At 70.7% G+C, this 23,187-nt stretch carries 18 protein-coding genes; 14 read left to right on the forward strand and 4 right to left on the reverse strand.

What is annotated here, in order from left to right; genetic code table 11:
* Position 1: 1 nt before the first annotated feature.
* The 14 genes from OC372_RS11505 to OC372_RS11570 all read left to right on the forward strand — a co-directional run bounded on the left by OC372_RS11505 (position 2) and on the right by OC372_RS11570 (position 19,361).
* On the forward strand, positions 2-973 hold the full coding sequence (locus OC372_RS11505; protein ID WP_029261313.1) for an AAA family ATPase: 972 nt from the start codon (positions 2-4) through the stop codon (positions 971-973).
* A complete protein-coding gene (locus OC372_RS11510) occupies positions 973-2,235 on the forward strand; it encodes a DUF58 domain-containing protein (RefSeq protein WP_029261314.1) in 1,263 nt (420 codons plus the stop codon). The genes OC372_RS11505 and OC372_RS11510 overlap by 1 nt, the downstream gene beginning before the upstream one ends.
* Positions 2,232-4,628 carry a transglutaminase-like domain-containing protein gene (locus OC372_RS11515; protein WP_262002128.1) on the forward strand — a complete coding sequence of 799 codons (2,397 nt, stop codon included), beginning with the start codon at positions 2,232-2,234 and terminating at the stop codon, positions 4,626-4,628. The genes OC372_RS11510 and OC372_RS11515 overlap by 4 nt, the downstream gene beginning before the upstream one ends.
* Positions 4,625-5,965 carry an RDD family protein gene (locus tag OC372_RS11520; RefSeq protein WP_262002129.1) on the forward strand — a complete coding sequence of 447 codons (1,341 nt, stop codon included), beginning with the start codon at positions 4,625-4,627 and terminating at the stop codon, positions 5,963-5,965. The genes OC372_RS11515 and OC372_RS11520 overlap by 4 nt, the downstream gene beginning before the upstream one ends.
* The gene (locus tag OC372_RS11525) at positions 5,962-6,774 is read left to right on the forward strand and encodes a PP2C family protein-serine/threonine phosphatase (protein WP_029261272.1); all 813 of its coding nucleotides are present in this window, start codon (positions 5,962-5,964) and stop codon (positions 6,772-6,774) included. Before OC372_RS11520 ends, OC372_RS11525 begins: the two co-directional genes overlap by 4 nt.
* Positions 6,774-8,132, forward strand: coding sequence for an FHA domain-containing protein (locus OC372_RS11530; RefSeq protein ID WP_262002130.1), 1,359 nt, complete (start codon positions 6,774-6,776; stop codon positions 8,130-8,132). The genes OC372_RS11525 and OC372_RS11530 overlap by 1 nt, the downstream gene beginning before the upstream one ends.
* Entirely contained in the window at positions 8,129-9,820 is a 1,692-nt protein-coding gene (locus tag OC372_RS11535; RefSeq protein WP_262002131.1) for a serine/threonine-protein kinase, read from the forward strand. Before OC372_RS11530 ends, OC372_RS11535 begins: the two co-directional genes overlap by 4 nt.
* A complete protein-coding gene (locus OC372_RS11540; RefSeq protein WP_029263897.1) occupies positions 9,817-10,542 on the forward strand; it encodes a hypothetical protein in 726 nt (241 codons plus the stop codon). Before OC372_RS11535 ends, OC372_RS11540 begins: the two co-directional genes overlap by 4 nt.
* On the forward strand, positions 10,539-15,014 hold the full coding sequence (locus tag OC372_RS11545; protein ID WP_262002132.1) for an FtsK/SpoIIIE domain-containing protein: 4,476 nt from the start codon (positions 10,539-10,541) through the stop codon (positions 15,012-15,014). The genes OC372_RS11540 and OC372_RS11545 overlap by 4 nt, the downstream gene beginning before the upstream one ends.
* 115 nt (positions 15,015-15,129) lie before the next feature.
* Positions 15,130-15,426, forward strand: a complete 297-nt coding sequence (locus OC372_RS11550; protein WP_017204355.1) for a WXG100 family type VII secretion target — start codon at positions 15,130-15,132, stop codon at positions 15,424-15,426.
* An 84-nt stretch (positions 15,427-15,510) separates the two neighbouring features.
* Positions 15,511-16,440 carry a hypothetical protein gene (locus OC372_RS11555; RefSeq protein ID WP_262002133.1) on the forward strand — a complete coding sequence of 310 codons (930 nt, stop codon included), beginning with the start codon at positions 15,511-15,513 and terminating at the stop codon, positions 16,438-16,440.
* Positions 16,437-18,185, forward strand: coding sequence for a hypothetical protein (locus OC372_RS11560; RefSeq protein ID WP_262002134.1), 1,749 nt, complete (start codon positions 16,437-16,439; stop codon positions 18,183-18,185). The genes OC372_RS11555 and OC372_RS11560 overlap by 4 nt, the downstream gene beginning before the upstream one ends.
* Complete coding sequence (locus tag OC372_RS11565; protein WP_262002135.1) at positions 18,185-18,667, forward strand: hypothetical protein; 483 nt, start codon at positions 18,185-18,187, stop codon at positions 18,665-18,667. The genes OC372_RS11560 and OC372_RS11565 overlap by 1 nt, the downstream gene beginning before the upstream one ends.
* On the forward strand, positions 18,660-19,361 hold the full coding sequence (locus OC372_RS11570; RefSeq protein WP_262002136.1) for a hypothetical protein: 702 nt from the start codon (positions 18,660-18,662) through the stop codon (positions 19,359-19,361). The genes OC372_RS11565 and OC372_RS11570 overlap by 8 nt, the downstream gene beginning before the upstream one ends.
* 21 nt (positions 19,362-19,382) lie before the next feature.
* On the opposite strand, the gene OC372_RS11575 is transcribed toward OC372_RS11570, so the two are convergent.
* From OC372_RS11575 to OC372_RS11590, 4 genes are read right to left on the reverse strand one after another with little or no spacing between them, the layout of a single operon-like run.
* Positions 19,383-19,859, reverse strand: coding sequence for a recombinase family protein (locus OC372_RS11575; RefSeq protein WP_029262894.1), 477 nt, complete (start codon positions 19,857-19,859; stop codon positions 19,383-19,385).
* A 54-nt stretch (positions 19,860-19,913) separates the two neighbouring features.
* Positions 19,914-20,195 carry a hypothetical protein gene (locus OC372_RS11580; RefSeq protein WP_029262893.1) on the reverse strand — a complete coding sequence of 94 codons (282 nt, stop codon included), beginning with the start codon at positions 20,193-20,195 and terminating at the stop codon, positions 19,914-19,916.
* Positions 20,195-20,779 (reverse strand): hypothetical protein, encoded by a 585-nt coding sequence (locus OC372_RS11585; RefSeq protein ID WP_029262892.1) that lies wholly within the window; start codon positions 20,777-20,779, stop codon positions 20,195-20,197. Before OC372_RS11585 ends, OC372_RS11580 begins: the two co-directional genes overlap by 1 nt.
* Positions 20,780-20,802: 23 nt before the next feature.
* Positions 20,803-23,091, reverse strand: a complete 2,289-nt coding sequence (locus OC372_RS11590) for a DUF6571 family protein (RefSeq protein WP_029262891.1) — start codon at positions 23,089-23,091, stop codon at positions 20,803-20,805.
* Positions 23,092-23,187: the final 96 nt, after the last annotated feature.

The following is a 23,187-nucleotide window of genomic DNA, read 5'->3' on the forward strand; positions in this document are numbered from 1 at the left end:
CATGACAATGACCCCCGAGCAGGCCGCCTGGTTCCAGGGCACCTTCCAGCGACTGGTCGAGAACGTCGACAAGGCGGTGCAGGGCAAGAAGGAGATCGTCGGTCTCGTGATGGCGTCGATGCTCGCCGAGGGCCACGTGCTCCTCGAGGATGCCCCCGGCACCGGCAAGACGAGCCTCGCCAAGGCGCTCGCCGCGACCGTGCAGGGCACCAGCGCGCGCATCCAGTTCACGCCCGACCTGCTGCCGTCCGACGTCACGGGTGTGACGATCTACGACCAGCAGTCGCACCGGTTCGAGTTCCACAAGGGCCCGATCTTCGCGTCGATCGTGCTGGCCGACGAGATCAACCGCGCCTCGCCGAAGACGCAGTCGGCGCTGCTCGAGGTCATGGAGGAGTCGCGGGTCACGGTCGACGGCGTCACGCACGAGGCCGGTCGCCCGTTCCTCGTCATCGCCACGCAGAACCCGATCGAACAGGCGGGAACCTACAAGCTCCCCGAGGCCCAGCTCGACCGCTTCCTGATCAAGACGTCGATCGGGTACCCCGACCTCGCGGTCACCGAGAGCATCCTCGCCGGAGCATCCGACCGCAACCCGTCGGCCGGCCTCTCGGCGATCATCACGACGAGCGCCGTCGCCGACATGGCCGACCTCGCCGCGACCGTGCACGTCGAGCCGGCCGTGCTGCGCTATGTGGCGGAGCTTGCCGAGGCGACCCGTGAGGACGGGGCGATCCGCCTGGGCGTCTCGGTGCGTGGTGCGATCGCGATGATCCGCATCGCCAAGGTGTGGGCCGCTGCGCAGGGCCGCCACTTCGTGCTGCCCGACGACATCAAGGCCCTCGCGCGGCCCGTGTGGCAGCACCGTCTGCTGCTCGACGCCGAGGCGGAGTTCGCCGGTACGAGCAGCGACACCGTCATCGCCCGCGTCCTCGACGGCGTCGCGGCACCTCAGGCCCGAGCAGCGGCCTGATGACCGCGGAGGCTCTTCAGTCGGCGCCGCCGCAGACGGAACGCGACGCCGGATGGCGTGACATCGCGGCCGTCATCGGCGCGCGTGTGCTGACGCGCCTCCGGAAGATCACCGCGGCGATCCGCCCGCTGGCCTGGGTGCTGATGGCCATCGCCGTCGGCTTCTGGGTGATCGGGCAGATCGCCGGCTGGTCGGAGTTCACGATCGCCGCCGCAGTCATCGCGATCGCCGTGGGCGTGTGCGCGCTGTTCCTCATCGGCCGCACCGCCTACGACGTCTCGCTCGACCTCGCCCGCACCCGTGTGGTCGTGGGGGAGCGCGCGGTCGGCGCCCTCACCCTGGCCAACCGCGGCAGCCGGGCCATCCTGCCCTCGCGCGTGGTGCTCCCCGTCGGCTCCGGCCGCGGCGAGTTCGGCATCCAGCGGCTCGCACCGGGAGAGGAGGCGGAGGAGCTCTTCGCCATCCCCACCCAGCGCCGCGGCGTGGTCAAGGTCGGGCCCGTGAGCGTCGTCCGCGGCGACCCGCTCGGACTCTTCGAGCGCGCGCACCGCCGTGACGATCCGGTCGACCTGTTCGTGCACCCGCGCACCGTGCTGTTCGACGGCCAGTCGCTCGGCTACCTGCGCGACCTCGAGGGGCTTCCGGCCGCGGACCTCTCCCGCGACGACGTCTCCTTCCACGCGCTCCTGGAGTACCAGCCCGGAGACGACCTGCGTCACGTGCACTGGAAGTCCACCGCCCGGACGGGCACGATGATGGTCCGTCAGTACGAGGAGACCCGTCGCTCGCACTTCGTGATCGGCCTGTCCCGCTCCCTCAACGAATACGCCACGGCCGACGACTTCGAGCTCGGCATCTCCGCCGCGGGCTCGATCGGCCTCCGTGCCCTCCGCGACTCGCAGCGCGTCGACGTGCGCGTGCAGGGCCGGGAGCTGCCCGCCGGCACCGGCAAGCAGCTGCTCGACTCCCTCGCCGCCGTCGAGAACAGCAAGGCGAAGGAGGGCGGGATCGCCGACCTCGCCGGCATCGTCTCGGCCACGATGCCGCTCGCCAGCGTGGTGGTGCTCGTGTGCGGCTCCCGCGTGCCCTCCGACGACCTCCGCCTCGCCTGCTCGCGGCTGCCCTTCGGCGCCAAGGTGCTCGCCGTCGTGACCGACACGACCGCGACCGCACCGACGCTGCGGCGTATCGGCGATGCCGACGTCGTCACGGTCGGTGCGCTCGAACAGATTCCCCTCGCTCTGCAGAAGGTGCTCGCATGACCGCGCCCGCCACCGCGTCCGCCACGCTGACCCCGCGGCGTTGGATCCTCGACCTCGGGGCGACGGCTCTCCTGGTCGCGACGTCGATGGTCGGATTCTGGCCGACCTTCGCCGGGCCCTCCTTCCTCCCCGCCGTCATCGGCGGCATCCTGCTCGGCCTCGCGATCGCGGCCGTCGCGACCTGGCGGCGCTGGGGCATCCTGATCGTCGCGGGGCTCACCGTGGCCGCGTACTTCGTGTTCGGCTCGGCGTTCGCGCTGCCGCAGACCGCGATCCTCGGATTCATCCCCACGCTCGAGACGCTGCAGAAGCTCGCGCTGGGCACGGTCACCGCGTGGAAGCAGATGCTCACCACGGTCGCCCCGGTGGCAGCGGCCGACGGGCACCTGATCGTCCCGTTCCTGCTGGCGCTCGTGGTGACCACGCTGACCGCCTCGCTCGCACTGCGCCTGTCGCAGGTCGCGTGGGCGCTGCTGCCGGCCGGTGTGCTGCTCATGCTCGTGATCGCGCTGGGCACGCCGGAGCCGGCCTTCCCCCTCGTGCAGGGGCTCGTGTTCGCCGTGGTGAGCATGTCGTGGCTGGCACTGCGTCAGCTCTGGGCGCCGCAGAACATGGCCGTGTCGGTGAGCGAGGTCGATCCGTCCCGGGCGGCGCACATGCGCACTCGGCGCCTGCTGGCCGGAGTGGCCGTGCTGGCCGTCGCGGGCGGGGCGGGTGTCGCCACGGCCGCGGTCGCGACCCCCGCACAGCCGCGTCACGTGTTCCGCGACGTCATCATCCCGCCGTTCGACATCCGCGACTACCCGAGCCCGCTGCAGGCCTTCCGCAAGAACGTGCGCGATGAGGCCGAGGAGACCCTCTTCACCGTGCAGGGTCTGCCCAAGGGCGCCCGCATCCGCACGGCTGTGATGGACCAGTTCGACGGCATGGTCTACAACGTCACCGACGGCGGTCCGACGTCGTCGAGTGCGTTCGCTCCGCTGCGGTCGAACATGGCGCCGGAGGCCGAGGGCGTCCCCGTCACGCTGAAGTTCGAGATCGACGAGTACCGGGGCGTGTGGATGCCGACGGCCGGCGAACTGTCCGAGATCCGGTTCGACGGCGACCGCGCGGAGGACCTGCGCCGCGGCACCTTCGTCAACACGGTGACCGGCACGGCCGTGGCCACGCCGAAGCTGACTGCCGGCGACGAGTACGCGGTCGACGCGGTGATGCCGAGCGAGCCCGACGACGAGCAGCTGGCCGAGGTGGCGTTCGGCAAGGTGTCGATGCCGAAGCCCAGCAACGTGCCGGAAGAGCTGACCTCGCTGGCCGCCGAGACCGTGGCGGGTGCCGAGACGCCGATCGAGCAGGTGCGGGCGCTGGAGACCTTCCTCTCCGAGGGCGGCTTCTTCAGCCACGGCCTCGAGGGTGAGGTGCTGTCGCGTGCCGGCCACACCGCCGAGCGCATCTCGACGCTCGTCGGCGCCGACCAGATGATCGGCGACGATGAGCAGTACGCCGTGGCGATGGCGCTGCTGGCCGGGCAGCTCGACATCCCCGCCCGCGTCGTCATGGGGTACTACCCCGACGACGAGCAGGCGGGAGAAGCGGTCTTCACCGCCACCGGCGACAACGTGCACGCGTGGGTCGAGGTCAACTTCGAGGGCGTCGGATGGATGACCTTCAACCCGACCCCGCCCGAGGACCAGGTCCCCAACGATCAGAACACCAAGCCCCGCGTCGACCCGAAGCCGCAGGTGCTGCAGCCGCCGCCCCCGCCGCAGGAGCCGGTCGACCTGCCGCCGACGCTGCCCGACGACCGCGAGTCGGAGGACGAGAGCCTGAACCTCGCCGGCATCATCGGCGCGATCCTGCTGATCGGCGGGATCTCGCTCGCGGTGATCGCCGTGCTCGCCTCGCCGTTCATCGTGATCGGCGCGTGGAAGGCCGCGAAGCGTCGCTCCCGTCGCGCCGCCGCCCGCACCTCCGACCGCATCAGCGGTGGCTGGGACGAGCTGACCGACCGCGCCGTCGATTACGGAGCGCGCCTGGCCCCCGGCGGCACCCGGATCGAAGAGGCCGCCGTCGTGGCGTCCGCGCTGACGGTCCCGCAGGTCACCGCGCTGGCCGAGCGCGCCGACGCCGAGGTGTTCGGTCCCGCCGAACCGAGCCCGCAGGACGTGGAGTCGTTCTGGCACGAGGTCGATGAGATCGTCGGCGGACTCGGCAAGGAGGCCGGCTTCTGGAAGCGCGTCAAGGCGCGACTGAGCGTGCGGTCCCTGGTCGGCGGCACGGCGGTCTCGAACGGACTGCAGAACCTGAAGGAAGCGGCGGCCGCGCGCGTTCGTCGCGAACCTGGCACCATCAAGAACAGCACGACGACTTCGTCCTCCGAGAGTGAGACCCCATGACGCAGCCAGCGCTCGATCAGATCGCGCCGATCTCCCGTCGCGCGGTCGCCTACGTCATCGACGCCCTGATCGCCGGCGGACTCGGCCTCGTTCTCGGCGGTGGCCTGCTGCTCGCCTCGATGCTCTCGGGTGGACTCGAGGCCTCGATCACCGTGCTCCTCATCGGCGGCCCGGTCGTGAGCCTGGTGCTGCTCGCCTGGTTCATCGTGTACACCGTCATGCAGGCGGGTAAGGGCTCGATCGGGATGCGGGCGAAGGGTCTGCGCCTGGTCTCCGCCGCCGACGGAGAGCCGCTCGGGTTCGGGCGCGCGCTGCTCCGCAACATCATCTTCGGCCTCGCCGGAGCCATCGTCGTCGGCTACTTCAGCCCGCTGTTCGACGGCTCGGGCCGCTTCCAGGGATGGCATGACAAGGTCGCGTCGTCGCTGATGCTCGACGCCCGGGTGCCCGCACCGGAACCCGTCGTCGAGGAGGCACCGGTGCCCGAGGCGCCGCCGCTGCTGCCGGCACCGTCGTTCGAGCGCCTTCCTCCGGCGCCGATGCCGGGATTCGCTCCGGCGGCGCATCCCGCACCGGCACCCGCACAGGCCGCGGAGCCGGCCCCGCCCGCTGCCCCGGCGCCGGTCGCCCGGAGCTACACGGCTCCGGTGCAGGACTCGGGCATGATCGCCTACGTCCCCGGTGTCACCCAGCCGTCGTCGCCCGCGAAGACTCCCGCGCCGGCAGCCCCGGTCGCTCCGGCAGCTCCTGCCGTCGCGAGCGCTGCTCCCGCATCGGTCGCGGCTCCGCCCGCACCGCCGGCGCCCGTCGCCGCCCCTCCGATTCCCCCCGCACCCGCACCCGCGGCTCCGCCCGTGCCACCCGCGCCGGTGACGCCGGCAGCACCGCCGGCACCGCCGGCCCCTCCGACCGCACCCGCCGCCGCAGCACCGGCCGCGACCGCACCCGCTGCCGCGGCGCCGACACCCGCGACGGCCGACGACGATCTCGAAGAGACCCGCATCAGCATCCCGGGGCACCGGCTGGTGTTCACGTGGGACGACGGGACGCGCATCCCCGTCTCGCGTCGCACGGTGTTCGGGCGCAACCCCGCCCCCGAGGAGGGCGTCGTGGTCGTGCCCGTGCGCGACGAGACCCTCTCGCTGTCGAAGACGCATTTCGAGGCCGCAGCCGAGACCTCGGGCGGCTGGATCCTCGACCGTCACTCCACCAACGGGCTGACCCTCGTGCGCGAGGGCCAGCGCATCTCCTGCCCCGCAGGCCAGCGCGTGCCGATCAAGCTCGGCGACGTGATCGAGATCGGCGACCGCGTCGTCATGGTCGGAGGATACGCATGACCCGTCCGCTCATCGTCGCCACGGGCGCCGCGACCCATTCGGGCCTGCGCCGCCCGCTCAACGAGGACTCGTACATGGCGAGCCCGCCACTGTTCCTCGTCGCCGACGGCATGGGCGGGCACGAGGCGGGCGAGCGCGCGAGCGCGACCGTCATCGACGAGTTCGCGCGCTACATCGGCCGGGTCGACCTCGAGCTGGAGGATCTGCTCGAGGCGCTGGCCCGGGCCCGGTCGGCCGTCGAGGCCCTGTCCACCGACGGCAGCGGCCGGGCGGGCACCACTCTGAGCGGCGTCGTCGTCGCCTCGGTCGAGGGGATGGGCTACTGGCTCACCGTGAACATCGGCGACTCGCGTACCTACCGCCTCGCCGACGGCGAGCTCGAGCAGATCAGCGTCGACCACTCGGTCGTGCAGGAACTCATCGAATCGGGTGAGCTCACCGCCGCGGAGGCTGCCACGGATCGTCGCCGCAACATCATCACGCGGGCGATCGGCGCCAGCAGCACCGGCGACGCCGACTACTGGCTGTTCCCGGCAGAGCTCGGCGATCGGATGCTCATCTGCTCCGACGGTCTGACCACCGAGGTCTCCGACGAGCGGATCACGCAGATCCTGGCCGCCGAGCCCGACCCGCAGCGGGCGGCCGACATTCTGGTCGACGAGGCCGTGCAGGCGGGCGGTCGCGACAACATCACCGTGGTCATCGTCGATGCCGTGTCGGTGGCGGCGCGCCGGGGGGCGCTGCTCCAAGCCGACGACGTCGATGCCGACACGCGTCCACGAGAAGCCGCAGCAGGAGGGGTTCGCTGATGCAGACGATCTACCGACCGGGACAGTGGTACCTGATCGTGATTCCGGGGGCCCTGGTGGCGCTGCCACCCGACGCGACGGGCGAGACGGTCGCCGCGCTGTGGGATCGGCTGCCGCGCGAGCGGAGCCTCGCCACGGTCATCGACGTGCTCACGACGCAGGCGGGCGGTTCGTTCGCCGACATGCCGCCGTTCGTCGCAGCCGTGCTGGAGGGCACCGACGCCAGGGTGGCCGTGCGCGGCTCGCTCGCCGTGCGGGTCACCGGCGCGGATGCCGAGGCCCAGACGTTCTCCGGCGCCGACGTCACCACGTGGAGCGAGCGCTTCGTTCCGGGGGTCTCGAAGGTGGAGATCACGGTCGACGAGGGCGGCTCCGGATCCGCGCTCCCCGTGCAGAGCGGCATCGTGCTCGCGGCCGCCGTGAGCGCTGACATCGAGCCGGCCGACGCCGAGGCGATCGCGGTCGCCGCGGGCCCGGTGCCCGTGCTCGATCCGGCATCCGCACCGGCGTCCGCGCCCTCCGTCGTCGCTGCGCCCCCGGCTCCGGTGGCCGGCACCTCGGTTCCGCTGCCGCCGCCACCCGGGGTCGGGGCCGTGCCCGTGGTGTCGGTGCCCGCGCCCGACGCGGCATCCGACCTGCCCGCCGTGCCCCCGAGCGACGTCGCCGACGAGACACCGGATGCCGACTCCGATGCCGGCGCCGATGCCGAAGCCGCGGCAGATGTGGCCGACGCCGACATGATCGAGTCGACGCTGGTGCCGGGGGAGGCGACCTTCGCTCCGCCGGTCGATGAGTTCGACCACCTGTGGGGCGCGACCGTGCACACCCCGATCGAGGCCGCCGCGGTCCGCCCGAGCGAGGAGCCGGAGACGCCCGCCGTCGACGCCGGTGCCGCGACCGGCGATCACGACGGTGCGACGATCTCCGCCGAAGAGCTCCGCAGTCTGCGACAGAGCGCGCCCGCGGCACCCGAGGCTCCCACCGAGGTCATCCCGGTGGCCGCTGCGGCCCCGGCGTCCTCGGGGCGCATCCGGGTGTCGTCGGGGCAGGTGGTGACCCTCGACCGGACGGTCATCATCGGACGCCGACCGCGCTCCACCCGCGCGAGCGGGGCGAACCTGCCGCATCTGATCGCGGTGGACAGCCCGCAGCAGGACATCTCGCGCAGCCACCTCGAGATCCGGCCGGAGGGCGACACGGTCGTGGTCATCGACCTGCACACCACGAACGGCTCGACGCTGCTGCGTCCCGGCGCCGACCCCATGCGACTGCACCCCGGTGAGCAGACTCTCGTCCTGTCCGGGGATGTGGTGGACCTCGGCGACGGGGTGACCGTCGCGTTCGAGGACCTGCCGTGAACCGACGCCCCTCGCCGCCGCCCTCGCTGCCCGGCTTCACCTATGTGGAGCCGCTGGGCACGGGTGGGTTCGCCGACGTGTTCCTGTACGAGCAGGAGATGCCGCGACGTCGCGTCGCGGTGAAGGTGCTGCTCGCCGACCGCATCTCCAGCGGTGCGGCGCAGGAGTTCGCCGACGAGGCGAACGTCATGGCGATGCTGTCGACGCATCCGGCGATCGTCACGATCTACCAGGCGGGCGTCGCCGGCGACGGTCGTCCGTACCTGGTGATGGAGTACTGCCCGCGGCCGAACCTCCAGATCCGCTCCCGCAAGGAGCCGTTCTCGGTGGCCGAGGCGCTGCGCGTCGGCATCCAGGTGGCCGGAGCGGTGGAGACCGCCCACCGTGCCGGGGTGCTGCACCGCGACATCAAGCCGGCGAACATCCTCGTCACCGAGTACAACCGTCCGGCGCTGACCGACTTCGGGATCGCGTCGACGACCGGTGCTACGGGCGAGTCCTCCGGGATGTCGATCCCGTGGTCGCCGCCGGAGTCGTTCGCCGAGCCGCCGCAGAGCGGTCCTCGCACCGACGTCTGGGCGCTCGGTGCCACGCTGTACACGCTGCTGGCCGGACGCTCGCCGTTCGAGCGGCCGGGCGAGCGCAACTCCAGCGCCGACCTGATCGAGCGCATCGAACGCGCCGCCCTGCCGAACCTGGCCCGCCCCGATTCGCCCGACAGCCTGCAGCGCCTCCTCGACCGTTCGATGGCGAAGAACCCCGACGACCGCTTCCCGAGCGCCGTCGCCTTCGCCCGCGCGCTGCAGAAGGTGCAGATCGAGCTCTCGCACTCGGTGACGCCGATCGACATCGTCGACGATCACCCGCCGGCGGAGGACCTGGAGGACGACGGCGACGGCCTCACCCGCGTGCGGGAGATCGTCAGCATCGACCCGGGGATGCAGAGCGCGACCCGGCCGTCGGCGATGACGCAGCCGAAGGGGCCGTCGGTCGTCGTGCCCGACGCTCCGCGCTTCGAGATGCCGCCGCGTCCCGAACCGGCCGTCGAGCAGACGCAGCGTCGCCGGGATGTGGAGGCGTCCGTCCCGGGCGCGACTCCGTCTCCCGCCGCCCCGGTGGTGCCCGATCGCGATGACCGCACCATCGTGCGGCCGCCGCAGGTCGTGCAGCCGCAGGCGCCGGTCGCGGCGCCCCGGATCGAGCCGGCGGCGCCCGCCGCATCGGCCGCCGCGCCCGCCCCGGTCGCCGAGGCGGCCGACCACCCGCAGCGCAGCCGCAGGGGACTGTGGATCACTCTGGCTGCCGTGGCGGTCGTCGTCGTGGTCGTCGGCGGGATCTTCGGCCTGAACGCCCTGGTCGCGAACCTCGGCACCGAGCCGCAGCCCGAGGCCACCGCGCAGGAGGTCGACCCGCAGGACCCGGTCTCCGATGCGGTGCCCAAGGTCACCGAGCTCACCGGAACGCGGCAGGGCGACCAGGTGACCTTCACGTGGACGAACCCCGATCCGGTCGAGGACGATAGCTTCATCTGGTCCGAGACGGGTGGTGCGGCAGACGGCGCCGTCCGGCAGGCGCCCGACGAGACGGTCACGTTCACGCCCGCGTCGACGGGCGAGGTGTGCATCGAGGTGATGCTGCGTCGCGGCGACGGACGCGCCTCCGAACCCGCCACGGGGTGCGTCGGATGACCGCGCCGGCGGCGGTCACCGTCGAGTTCGCGGGGGAGTACTTCCCGATCGAACCGGGGAGCCGCTTCATCGTCGGGCGCGAGGGAGACCTCGAACTCGACGACAACCTCTTCCTGCACCGCCACTTCCTCGAGATCAGCGACGGCGAGGGGCTCTGGTGGCTCGCGAACGTCGGCACGCGCCTCACCGCGACCGTGACCGATTCGGCGGGCGGTGTGCAGGCGTGGCTCGCCCCCGGTGCGCGGCTGCCCCTGGTGTTCGAGACCACGACGATCGTGTTCAGCGCCGGTCCCACCACGTACGAGCTGGTGCTGCACGCCGCCGAGCCGACGTTCCGCGCCACCAAGCGCGAGCACGACGACGGGGGTGCGTCGACCATCGGCGACGTTCCCCTCACGCAGAGTCAGAAGCTGCTGATCCTCGCGCTGGCCGAACCGCAGCTTCGTCGCGACGGCACCGGCATGAGCGAGATCCCTTCATCGGCGGCCGCCGCCGAGCGTCTGGGCTGGACGGTCACGCGCTTCAACCGCAAACTCGACAACGTGTGCGACAAGTTCGACCGCATCGGCGTGCCGGGTATGCGGGGCGGTCAGCGCAGCTTCGCGACCAACCGCCGCGCACGACTGGTCGAGCACGTCATCGCCTCACGGCTGGTGAGCAAAGACGACCTCCCGCTGCTGGATGCCCCGCAGCCGAGTGAGGCAGAGGGAGAGAACGAGTGAAGGTACGGCTGACCCTGCTCCGTCAGGGCGCGGCATCCAGCGACATCGAGGTCACCGCTGAGAACACGGCGACGATCGGCGAGATCGCCGCGATGATCGTCCGGGCGGACCCGCTCGGATCCTTCGCCACCGCCGATCCGACCGCGGTGACGCTGGAGGCGTACAGCTCGGTGGTCGCCGGCTCGGGTGACCTGCTCGCGCCGGAGTCGACCTTCGCGCACGTCGGTCTCGCGCACGGAGCGACCGTCCGGGTGGTGCCCGCCACGTATCAGCAGCGCCCGGTGATCGGTCGCATGGAGGTCGGCACGGGGCCGGGAGCGCGATCGATCGCGCTCACCCGCGGCACGATCGTGCTCGGCCGAGACGACACCTGTGATGTCGTGATCGACGATCCGCTGGTGTCCAAGCGCCATGCGCGGCTCGAGATCGGCGATCGCGTCGAGATGATCGACCTGAACTCCGCGAACGGCATCCTGATCGACGGGGCCTCTGTCGTGCGTCTGGTCGCCGCCGAGGGGGAGCTCGCCGTCGTGATCGGCGACACCCCGATCACGGTCAAGGTCGAGCCCGATGCCGCAGCGCCCTCGCCGGCCGTCGCCTCGATCCGCCAGGTCGAGTTCGTGCGATCGCCGCGCGTCGAGGAGCGCTACCTCGGCGAGGAGCTCGACGGCACGGATCTGCCCGTCCCCGCCCGCAAGCAGCCGTTCCCGATGCTCGCGCTCGTCGCCCCGGTGCTCATGGGCGGCGCGATGTTCGCCTTCACCCAGAGCCCCATGTCGCTGATGTTCGTGGCCCTGTCGCCGCTGCTCATGATCGGCACCTGGGTCACGACCAGGAACCAGAACAAGCAGGAGCTCGAAGAGGACAAGAAGCGGTTCGAGGAGCAGCTGGAGCGTCTGGACGCCCGCCTGCAGAGCGAGCGCGAACGCGAGATCGACGTGCGACGGCGCGAGGTTCCGCTGCTGCGCGAGGTCAGCGACGCCGCGCTCGCGGCCGGACCCACCATCTGGACGCGTCGAGCCGAGCACTGGTCGTTCCTGCACGTGCGACTCGGTATCGGCGACACCGGCTCCCGCAGCTCCGTGAAGGATTCCAACGGCCGGGATCGTGCGATCCCCGAGTACGTGGAGAAGCTCGACGCGGTGATCGATTCCACCAGGATCGTGCCGCAGGTGCCGATCCTGGAAGACCTCAAAGACGTCGGCGCGCTCGGCATCGCCGGCCTCGGCGGTCGTTCCACGGGATACGCCCGAGCGCTCCTCGCCCAGATCACCGGCCTGCACGCGCCCGGTGACGTCGGCGTCGTGGGCCTGTGGGGCCCGCGCTGGGGTGCGCAGCTCGCCGACGCGAAGTGGCTGCCGCACGCCTGGTCGGCGCAGGCCGCGCTCGGTGTGCAGCCGATCGGCGACGGTCCGTCGTCGGCGGGGCAGATCGTCGCCCGTCTCGAAGAGCTGATCGACACGCGCTCCAGCCGTGGCGGTGAAGCCGTCGAGCTCGGTGCGCTCCAGGCCGAGAAGGCCGCGACGAACAGCGGCTCGAAGGTCGGCGAGGATTCCTCGCGCAACCGGAACGACTCGGTGCCGAAGCCGGCGATCGTGGTGCTGATCGCGCCGGATGCGCCGATCGACCGCGGCCGCCTCATCCAGCTCTCCGAGCGCGCCGCCATGCGCGGGATCTTCCCGGTGTGGCTCACCGAGGATGCGGCCGCACTCCCGGCATCGTGCCGCACGTTCGTGGAGCTCGGTCAGACCGACAGTGCGCACTTCGTGCGACTCGGTGAGACGGTGGACAACCTCTCCGTCGACGAGCTCACGCGCGAGCAGTTCGCCGTCTTCGCCCGCGCCCTGGCCCGCCTGACCGACGCCGGCGAGGTGGCCCTCGACCGCAGCGACGTGCCGCGGACCATCTCGATGCTGCACCTCCTCGGGCGCGACATGGCCACCCAGCCCGAGAGCGTCGTCGACCGCTGGACCCAGAACGACTCGCTCCATTCCCGGCGCAAGTCGGGTTCGGCGCGGCGCTACCAGCCGAAGCTGCGCGCCCTGGTCGGCGCCGGCGCAGAGGGTGCGTTGCAGCTCGATCTGCGCCAGCAGGGACCGCACGCCCTGGTGGGTGGGACGACGGGCTCCGGCAAGAGCGAGTTCCTGCAGGCATGGGTGCTCGGCATGGCGACCGAGTACAGCCCGGAGCGCCTGACGTTCCTGTTCGTCGACTACAAGGGCGGCTCGGCGTTCGCCGACTGCACGAGCCTGCCGCACTGCGTCGGCATCGTGACCGACCTGAACGAGCACCTCGTGCGCCGCGTGCTCGTGAGCCTCCGGGCCGAGCTGCACTACCGCGAGCACCTGTTCAACCGCAAGAAGGCCAAGGACATCCTCGAGCTCGAGCGCGCCGGCGACCCGCAGGCCCCGCCCGCGCTGGTGCTGGTGATCGATGAGTTCGCCGCTCTCGCCAAGGAGGTCCCGGAGTTCGTCGACGGCGTGATCGACATCGCGCAGCGCGGTCGTTCGCTGGGCATCCACCTGATCATGGCCACGCAGCGTCCGGCCGGTGTCATCAAAGACAACCTGCGGGCGAACACGAACCTCCGTGTCGCCCTGCGCATGGCGGATGAGACCGACAGCAACGACGTGATCGGCACGAAGGACGCCTCGCTGTTCGATCCGGGCACGCCGGGTCGAGGCATCGCGAAGACCGGCCCCGGCCGCATGACCCTGTTCCAGTCGGCGTACGCCGGTGGCTGGAGCCTCGGCGAGAGCGACGGCGTCGATGTGGCGATCGCCGCATTCGGCACCACCGACCAGGGGCCGTGGGAGCTGCCCATCGACGAGAACGCGGTCGTGGTCGATGAGGACCTCGGTCCGAACGATCAGCAGCGGCTCGTCAGCACCATGGTGCTCGCCGCTCAGGCGGCCCAGGTCGAGAAGCCGCGTCGGCCGTGGCTCGACGAGCTGGCGCCCACGTTCGACCAGCTCAAGCTGCCGCAGCGCACCGACGCTGCCCTGCTGCTCGGCGTCGTCGACCAGCCGGAGCGCCAGGAGCAGGTGCCGTTCCATTTCCTGCCCGACACCGAGGGCCACATGGTGATCTACGGCACCAGCGGCGCCGGTAAGAGCGCCGCGCTGCGCACCCTCGCGGTGTCGGCCGGCATCACGCCGCGCGGCGGCCCCGTGCACGTGTACGGGCTCGACTTCGGCTCCGGCGCGCTGCGGATGCTGGAACCGCTGCCGCACGTGGGCTCGGTCATCTCAGGCGATGACGCCGAGCGTGTGGCCCGGCTGTTCGCGACGCTGCGCAGTGAGCTCGATCGTCGTGGTGATGCCTACTCCGCGGTGGGCGCGGCGACCCTGACCGAGTACCGCGCGCTGTCCGGCAAGTCCGACGAGCCGCGCATCGTGGTGCTCATCGACGGCTTCGCGGCGTTCCGCAACGACTACGAGGCCGTGATCGGTCGCTCCGACACCTACAACGCCCTGCAGGAGGTGCTCTCCGACGGACGAGCGGTCGGCATCCATGTGGTGCTGTCGGCCGACCGGTTCCAGAGCATCCCGAGCGCGCTGAACGCGATGATCCAGCGCCGCGTGGTGCTGCGCATGTCCGACACCGACGCGTACAACATCCTCAACGTCCCCAAGGACGTGCTGAACCCGGAGTCGGTGCCCGGACGCGCGATCGTCGGCGAGAACGAGGCGCAGATCGCGATCGTCGGAGGCACGCGCAGCATGAAGGAGCAGTCCCTCGCGATCGAGCGGATGGCCGCATCCATGTCGCGCCGTGGTGTGCCGGATGCTCCGCCGGTGCGGGCGCTCCCGCTGAGCTACCGCATCGACGAGGTCCCCGCTCTCCTCGGCGACCAGCTCGTGGTCGGGCTCTCCGACGCCGACCTCGGCCCGTTCGGGATCGAGCCGACCGGTACGTTCGTGATCGCCGGCCCTCCCGCGAGCGGGAAGAGCAATGCGCTCGCGGCGATCACCCAGCAGATGCTGCGGGCGCGGCCGGGCACACCCACGCTGTACCTCGGGTCGTCGCGCTCGCCGGTGAAGAACGCGGTGGCGTGGACGGCTTCGGCGGCCGACGGCATCAGCGGCACGGCGGCCGTCGCCGAGATCGTCGAGAAGGCCGAAGCCGGTCTCAAGCCGGTCGTGGCCGTCGAGGGCGTGGCGGAGTTCGCGTCTTCGCTGCTGGAGATGCCGCTGTCCGACCTGGTCAAGCGGGCCGGTCGCGGCGAGCTGCTGCTGCTGTTCACGGGCGACACGAGCGAGTGGACGAGCAACTTCGGTCTGCTCGGCGAGATCAAACAGTCGCGCCGCGGCGTGGTGCTCCAGCCCGAGACGATCGACGGCGAGCTCGTGCTCAAGGCCCCACTGCCGCGGATCGGTCGGGGCGAGTTCCCGGTGGGTCGTGCGGTGCTCGCGCAGCGCGGAAAGGTGGTGCGCGTGCAGTTCCCGCTCGTCATCCCCGAGACCGTCTGAGCGCACATCCGAGACCCGATGGGGACTTCTCCCCATTTGCAGACCAGAACCGCTTCGTTAGTCTCGAAGCACAAGAACTCTCCGGCACCCGCCGGGGCGACCGGAAGGTAACACCATGACGAACCTCAAAGTCAGCTACGCCGACATGAAGGATGCTGCTGGCCGTCTCCGCACGGGCCAGCAGGACATCGAAACGCAGCTGAAGAACCTCCGCGCATACGTCTCGCAGCTCGTCTCGGGCGGCTTCGTGACCACGTCCGCCTCTGGTGCGTTCGACGCGTCCTACGCGCAGTTCAACCAGGGCGCGACCGCGACCATCGCCGGTATCGAGGGCATGGCGCGCTTCCTCGACGTCGCAGCCCAGTCGCTGCAGTCGACCGACGAGCAGCTGGCCGCGCAGATCCGCCAGTAATCGCCGCACACCACACGAGGGGATGCCGACCTCGGCATCCCCTCGTGTGCGCCTGCACGACCTTCATCCACTCCGGGGGGAACGATGAGCGACCTCACGCTCGAGAGCAGTCTGCTGGACGCGTCGCGTTCATCGATCAGCGCCGCCATCCAGACGTTCGCGAACGCCGACCGGTTCGGCGATGACGTCGCCGGGCTCACGGGCCACAGCGGGCTCTCCGGCAAGGTGCAGGACTTCGCCGGCAACTGGGATCGCAAGCGCGGCCAGCTGCAGAAGAGCCTGGAAGGCATCCGCGACACCCTGCAGGCGATCGCCGACACCTTCGGTGACCTCGATCGCAACATGGCCCAGAGCGTCACCGACGGGATGAAGCACGTCGAGCGGCCACAGGGCGGCCCGGCTGAGACGCCTCCCACCGTCGGCGGCGGTCCGGATGGGGCCACTGAGCCGACTCCCGGACCTGCTCCCGGCCCCTCGCCGGCTCCTGCGCCGGCCCCCGGCCCTGCGCCCGAACCGATTCCTGCGCCGTTGCCGTCTCTTCCCGACCCCGGTATCGGTGGCGGTCCTGCGCCGGTGCTGCCGTCGCTTCCGGATCCGATTCCCGGGCCGTTGCCGTCGCTTCCCGAGCCCGGCATTGGTGGCGGTCCTGCGCCGGTGCTGCCGTCGCTTCCGGATCCGATTCCCGGGCCGTTGCCGTCGCTGCCGGGTGGGGTCGCCGGCCCCGACTTCCCCGACCTGATCGCGGATCCCCCGCGGGTGGATGTGCCCTCCCTTCCCGGCGCGCCGATCGCGCCCGCCCCGGGCATCGGTCTCCCGACGATCGAGGCGCTGCCCATGCCGTTCCCGGTCGCCGATCTCCCGGCCGCTCCCGAGTTCGTGACCCTCCCCGCCGAAGCCGTGCTGCCTCCCGAGAACCTCATCGCGTTCTCCGCGCCGGCCGAGCGCATCGACACGGTCCTCTCGGATCTCGACTCCCTCATCGACATGCGCAGCGAAGGCGAGGCTCTCCGATGAACGGTCTCTGGAACCAGAACGACTGGTCGCAGTTGCTCGAGGGTGACCCCGGCACGCTCGAGACCCGCTCCGGTGCCCTGTCCCGTCAGGCCACCGCGATCAACGACGCCGCCCAGGCGCTGCAGGACATCGTCTCGGGTCAGCTGAGCAAGTCGACGACGGCGCTGCGGTCGACCGCCGCCGAGCTGCAGACCTCGATGTCGCAGGCGTATCTGCGCTACGACGAGACCGCCACAGCGCTGCGCACGTATGCCGTGACGCTCGCGCCCATCAAAGAGCAGGCGGCCAGGGACATCCCCGCCCTCGAGGCCGCGCAGGGGCGATTGGGTACGGCCGAGCACGCGGCCGGCGATGCGCAGCGGCGGCAGTGGTTCGAAGGGCTGAGCAACTCGCCACAGGACGTGCGTCAGGACACCGCCGACGACCTCTCCCGCGCCGAGCGCCAGGCGACCGCCGCCCAGTCCGACATCAACGCGATCGTCGCTCGTCTCCGCGCCGGAGCACAGAGCAAGGAGGATGCGGCCCAGGCCGCCATCCGCGCGATCGAGAGCGTCATCAGCCAGGGCAAGGACTCGGTCCTCGACAACATCGCCCAGTTCTTCGAGGGCGTGGGAGATCTGCTCGCCAGCATCGGGCGCTGGGTCACGGATGTCATCAAGGGGGTCCTCGACACCCTCTCCGACATCTGGAACGCGCTGCTGCCGAAGATCATGACGGTGCTGTTGCTCGCACTGATCCCGATCGTCCTCGGGCTGGCGGGACTCCTCCTCGGCGGACCGCTGCTCGGCGCCGTGCTCGCCCTCCTCGGCGGTGCTGTCGCGCTGACGATCGGCGGGGTGCTGATCACCCGCATCCTCACCGACGTGCTCGCACCCGACCCCGAGGTCACCCCCTTCGAGATCAATGAGCGGGACAACCCGATGCCGTCGCGCGCGGACTACGCGAGCGACGCCGAATACCAGGCGGCCCTCGAGGCATGGAAGGACCAGACCTCGACGATCGGCGATCCCTCCCTCGAGAACGCCTTCGCAGAGGCCGGCCTGGTGGACTGGCTCGGTGGCACCTCGCCCGCCGATGAGCAGGGCGTCATCCGCGTCGAGCAGGTCGTCGGGGCAGACGGAGTCACCCGCTGGCGCGTGGTGCTTCCCTCCACACAGGACTGGGTCATGAGCCTCGACGGGATCAACGACGCAGGGGCGACCAACGACCTCGACAGCAACCTCGCGCTCATGCTCACGCCCGAGCTGCAGACGCAGTACGAGCGTGCCGTGATGCAGGCGATGCAGGATGCCGGCATCGATCCGGGCCCGAACGGCGACCCCGTGATGCTCGTCGGGTTCAGCCAGGGCGGCATCATGGCGGGGCATCTCGCGGCGAACCGGTCGAGTGCCTACAACTTCGAGGCCGTGATGGCCTGCGGTTCTCCCATCGATGCCATGCGCATCCCGCCGACGACGCAGGTCATCTCGATGCAGCATCAGGGTGATCCGGTGCCCATGCTCGACACGCTCACCAACGGCGCGGTGAATCCTCGGCAGGAGGAGAACTGGCGCACATTCACGCCTGTCGCCCCCGGTCACCAGCCGGCCGCGATCGACGCCGGCGCGCACAACGCGGCTCTCTACAACATCAGCTGGCAGGAGCAGCTCGCGAATCTGCCTGCCGACGAGCGTGCGAGACTGGAGCAGTTCTACGCGCACGACGGTGCGACGGTCGTGACCGAAGAATATGCATGGAGTGAGTGATGTCCCGACGTCTGACACTGACCGCCGCAGGAATCGGCGTCGCCGGGTTGCTGTTGACCGGGTGCTTCCCGACCGGTGCGCCCGCGCCGGAGAAGACTCCGCCCGCATCCACCCAGGAGGCTGAAATGACCGATCCCGCACCCGTCGTCGAATCGGTGAAGTCCGCGCTCCCCGAGGCGCTGCAGGTCGAGGTCGAACCCATCAGGGACGGCCTCACCGGCGGATGGCTGATCCACGCCGAGGTACCACTGGGCTACGTCGTCACGGGCGATGCGCTGCAGTCGGTACTGGTCGCCGCCTGGACCGCCTCGGAGCCGAAGCCGGCGTTCGTCGCGTTCAACCCGTGGTCGACGTTCGAGGGCAAAGAGGGTGCGATCGAGGCCCAGCGGGCGGCCGACGAGCTCGGCATCGACTGGAGCCCGAGCTTCTCCGTGGGCGTGAACGTGCCGGACTACGAGATCGAGAAGCTCGCCGGTGAGTGAGGTCGCCGTCGAGGCGGCGACGCCCGAGCTGCGCTTCCGACTTCTCGGCGCCTGGCACCCGGTGCTGCTGAACGACCTCGACAGCGGTCCGCTGGTCTCCGACTTCGTCGACGAGGTCTTCGGCCGTCGCGACGAGGATTCGACGCTGCGGGCGCTGACCCGCCGTGACCTCACCGAGGCGGTCGCGAGTGCTCGCGCGCTGCACGCCAAGGCGATGTTCCTGATGACCGAGCTGCGCCCCGGCACGCCGCTGCCGGTGACCCTCACGGTCTTCGAGCAGCCCGATCTGCGGATGTCCCCGGCGATCGGGGTCTCGCCGCAGGCGGTCGTCGCGACGCTCGAGAAGGTGTTCACCGAGCTGCAGCGTCCCCACCTCGACACCGCCCACCGACTGCAGATCCCCGGCTCCGCGATCCTCCGACTGCACAGCATCGAGGAGCAGAAGCTGGCCGACGAGGAAGACCTGCGTGAGGCTCCGGAGGAATTGGCGGCTGAGGCGGGGGCGGTCTCGATCCGTCGGCTGTCCGCCGACTACTGGTACACGGTCCCCGGCTCGAAGCAGGTGCTGCTCGTGAACCTCTCGACGCCGGTCGGCGACATCCCGCACGTGCTGCTCGGGTTCTTCGACAGCATCGTCGAGGCGTCGTACTTCGAACTGCCGGCTGCACCGTCGGGGGCGTCCGCCGAAGCCTGAGCCGCCCTGGTCCCAGCGCGGTCAGCGCGTGGCGGCCGCGGCGTCGGCGAGGTGCCGCGCGTTGTGGCTGAGCACCTTGACGATGATGCCGTGGCGGCGGAGTTCCGCGACCGTCCTGGCGCCCTCGTCGCTGTCGCGCCCGAGAGCGGCGATCGACACGACGACCAGCACATCACCGGGACGCAGGGTGCCGATGAGGCGGGAGAGGCGGTCGCTCCAGCTCTCCAGGATGTCGGGGGCGGGGTGACGGAAGCCCTCGATGGGCACGCCGAACCGTGTGAGATCGGCGCGCTGCTCCACGACCGACGGCATGTCGTCGCGGGAGACCACGAGTCCGACCAGGCGTGAGCCGTCGGGGCGGGCGAGCCAGAAGTTCCGGTTCTCCTGCAGTTCCGTGAAGCACTTCGGGCACACCGCCGCGTCATGCGGAAGGTGCAGCGGGCTCGTCAGGGCAGCATCAACGGATGCCGCCTCCGTGGGTTCGATCGTCTCGCTCATCGCGCACCTCCGCGTTCCATTCTGCCCTGTCGCGGGTGCGGATGCAGACCGTTGTCAGGGGGTGCCGTTGTTCGCCGAGTCCGTGATCTCGGCTTCCTGCGTCTCGAATGCGGTGGCGGAGTCGCGGGCGACCACGCCGGCGCCGGCGGTCATGCTCTGCAGCTGCAGGAGCGAGGCCTTGGCCCACATGGCCCAGGTGTCGGCGGCGGCCGAGACCGTGGAGCTGCCGCAGCCGGCGAGGGAGAGGTCGACGTCGAGGCTCATGCCCCATGCCGTGCTCTGGAGCGTGCTGCCGGTGGCGCCGACGGCGTCGGAGTCGAACTGGAGATCGGTCATCACGGCACCTTCACATCGTCGGGAGAATAGGTCTCGGTCGGGTCGGGCTGCGGGTCGAAGAGAGCGACGCTCGCGTCTGCGATGTCGCAGTCCTTCGTGGTGACGGAGTCGGTCTCGACGAGGTGGGTGTCGTCGTCGCGGATCACGCGATAGACCACCTCGCGGCCCGAGGTGGGCTCCGGCGCGGAGGTGCGGTCGGCGTCCAGGTACCAGTCCTGCGCCTGGCAGACGGTCACGAGCGCCTCGTCACCCTCCTCGTCGACCGAGAGCGGGATCATCGGAACCGGGCCGGGGTAGGTGAAGAACCGGTCGGCCTTCGCCTCGTCGCGCTGCCACTGGGCCGCAGCGTCGATCGCCGCTGCGGTCGTGGTGTCCTGCAGCTCGTCGGAAGTGTAGTCGCGGGTGAACGCGGCGATGCTGAGGGCGGTGTCCGATGCGCGGACGGCCTGTACCCAGGGGCTCGACTCGAGCTCACCCGTGGGCTCACCCGACTGCCAGCTGACCGACGGCGGCTCGACCGCTGCGGGGGTGCACCCCGTCAGCGCGAGACCGATCGCCGCGATCCCGACCACTGTCAGACCCATGAGTCGACGCCTGTACTGCATTCTCAATGCCCCTCTGCCCACGACGAGCTGGCCTCGACGCCTCGCTGATAGTCCGCCAGCATCTCCTCGGCCAGATCTGTCGCCTCCGCCGGGGAGAGCCCCTCCGTCATGCCGAGATCGGCGAGCATCTGCTCGATCGTGTTGATCATCGCGATCTCGCGGCCGGAGGCGCTGTTCTGCTGCTCCTCCAACAGTACTTCGTGCGAATTGCCCCACGCCGCCTCGGCATTGCCGAAGCCCCAGTCGGAGACGCCGCCGATGACGGCATCCTGGACGACATCGATCGCGACGCTGCCGCCCTCGACGAGGACGTCGCCGACGGCCGGGATCGGGATCAGCCCGACGACCGTGCTCACGCCGTCGATGGCCTCCTGGACGGCCGCATCGTGGCGTCCGGCCTCTCCGAGCGCGGCGCCCTCCCCCGATCCGTCGAGCCAACCCTGCAGCTCGACGACGCGCTCGAGGGCGTCCGCGGCGAAGGCGCTGCCGGGAGGAGCGATGTCGGCGAGCGCGATGAGCGCATCCTGGTACTGCCGCACCGACTGGGAGATGACATCCGCACCGGCTGATGGCGAATCGCCATCGCTCCAGGTCGCGGTGCCGAGAAGCTGGGACAGCTGCGCCTGCGTGACGTTGGGGATCGAGCGCGGGTCGGTCGTCCCGATGAGTGCGTCCTGGATCGACAGCGCACTCGCGGTGCGGGGGTCGCTCTCGCTGAGGTTCTCCGAGAAGTACGGCATCGCGACGGAGATGCCCTCCGCGATGCGCACCTGTCCGATGCTCGTGAGGTTCTCCGGCAGGAAGCTCTCGTTGGTGGTGAGTTCCCGCACGATCTGGGTGGTGAGCTCCGCCACGCGGTCCCAGGTCTCCGGGTTGTACGTGTGCGTCGCGTCGGCAGGGCCGCCCGCGGCCTGCTGCGCACCGGCCCAGAGCGCGCCCGGACCCTCGAAGCCGTCGCCGCTGCCGTCGGCACTCCAGTCGCGGTCGCCGTACCAGTACTCGACACGTCCGGGGCCCAGGTCGCCGTCGCCGTACGGGTCTTCTCCGGTCGCCGTGAGCCAGTCCAGTGCCGCGTCGGGGTAGGTGCCGAGCGTCGAGAAGACGCGGCCGGCGAGGTCGTCGACGCGGTTGCCGTTGAGCCCGGTCGTCTCGCCCTCGAGCTGCGCGAGGAAGCGACCGCCCGCGTTCGGCGAGGTGTCGTACCAGCCGCCGTTCTGCATGCTCATCGGGTCGCGTTCGATGCGGTCGATCTCGTCGGCCATGGCCACCGTGAGGTTCACACCCAGCGGGTTGTTCTTCTCGTCCGAGAAGAGGAAGCCGATCGCCGCGACCGCGCCGCCCACGGTCGAGGAGGCGCCTTCGAGCATGCTGTCGGCGAAGTCGCTCGAGGTCGACGGCATCCAGATCTGGGAGCCGGTCGACAGGCCCCCGCGGATCATGGTCGCGAGCGCGAGTGCCGCTGCGGGGTCGAAGCCCTCGGTGATGGCCGCGTCACCCAGGTTGTCGATCATCGAGACGGTGCTCTCGCCGCCGACCTCGAGGAAGAACTGCGACATCACGAACGTGTCTTCGCCCCAGACCGAGAAGAAGTCCTGCAGGGCCTGCACGTTCTCGTCGGTGACGTCGCCCTCGGCGATCTCGTCGGCGAGGTTCGCGAACGCGTCTCCGAGGTTCTCGAAGGTGAGGTCGTCGATGTCGTCGATGCCCGCGGCGCTCAGCGCCGACTGCATCTGGTCCCACCGCGCCGATGCCGGCGGCTGGAGCGCCGTCGTGAGCGTGCTGTCGGCGGTCTCGCGCTGGTCGGCGAGGGTGCGCAGCTGCTGTGCGGCCATCCGCATGTCGTACAGGCCGGGCTTGTTCCCGCTCGGCACCCAGAGGTTCGACCCCAGGGTGGCATTCGGCGCGTTGGGGGTGAAGGCCGACGGCAGGAACGGGCTGTCCTCCTGCTCCGCGGCCTTCCACGTGGCGTAGCCGGTGGCGTACGCCTGGTGCGCCGCCGTGGTGGCGACGCGGATGCGGTCGACCTCGGTGGCGTAGGCGGAGAGGGCGGACTGCACGGCGGCGAACTCCGTCTTGAGCTCATCGCACAGGGTCTGCGGCTTCGCCAGCGACGTGCGGAACGCGGCGCCCGCGTCTCCGGCCCAGATCTCCTCGGTCGTGCCGGTGGCGGCGTTCGACAGAGCCGTGCGCACCGTCTCGGTGCCGGTGTTCCGGTTGCTGACGCGTGTCGCGGCATCGTTGACCGCCCCGGTGTTCCCCCGGCCTGGATGCAGTTCGTCCCACTGAGTCATGTCGTGCGCCCCTCCTCGACGGTGTTCCCGTCCCCCAGCAAATCTAGCGGGGGTGACGAAGACCGGCGATGGGCAGAACTCCCCATGCGCCTGGCC

The sequence above is a fragment of the Microbacterium sp. Mcb102 genome (genome assembly GCF_024519805.1).
Classification (GTDB): domain Bacteria; phylum Actinomycetota; class Actinomycetes; order Actinomycetales; family Microbacteriaceae; genus Microbacterium.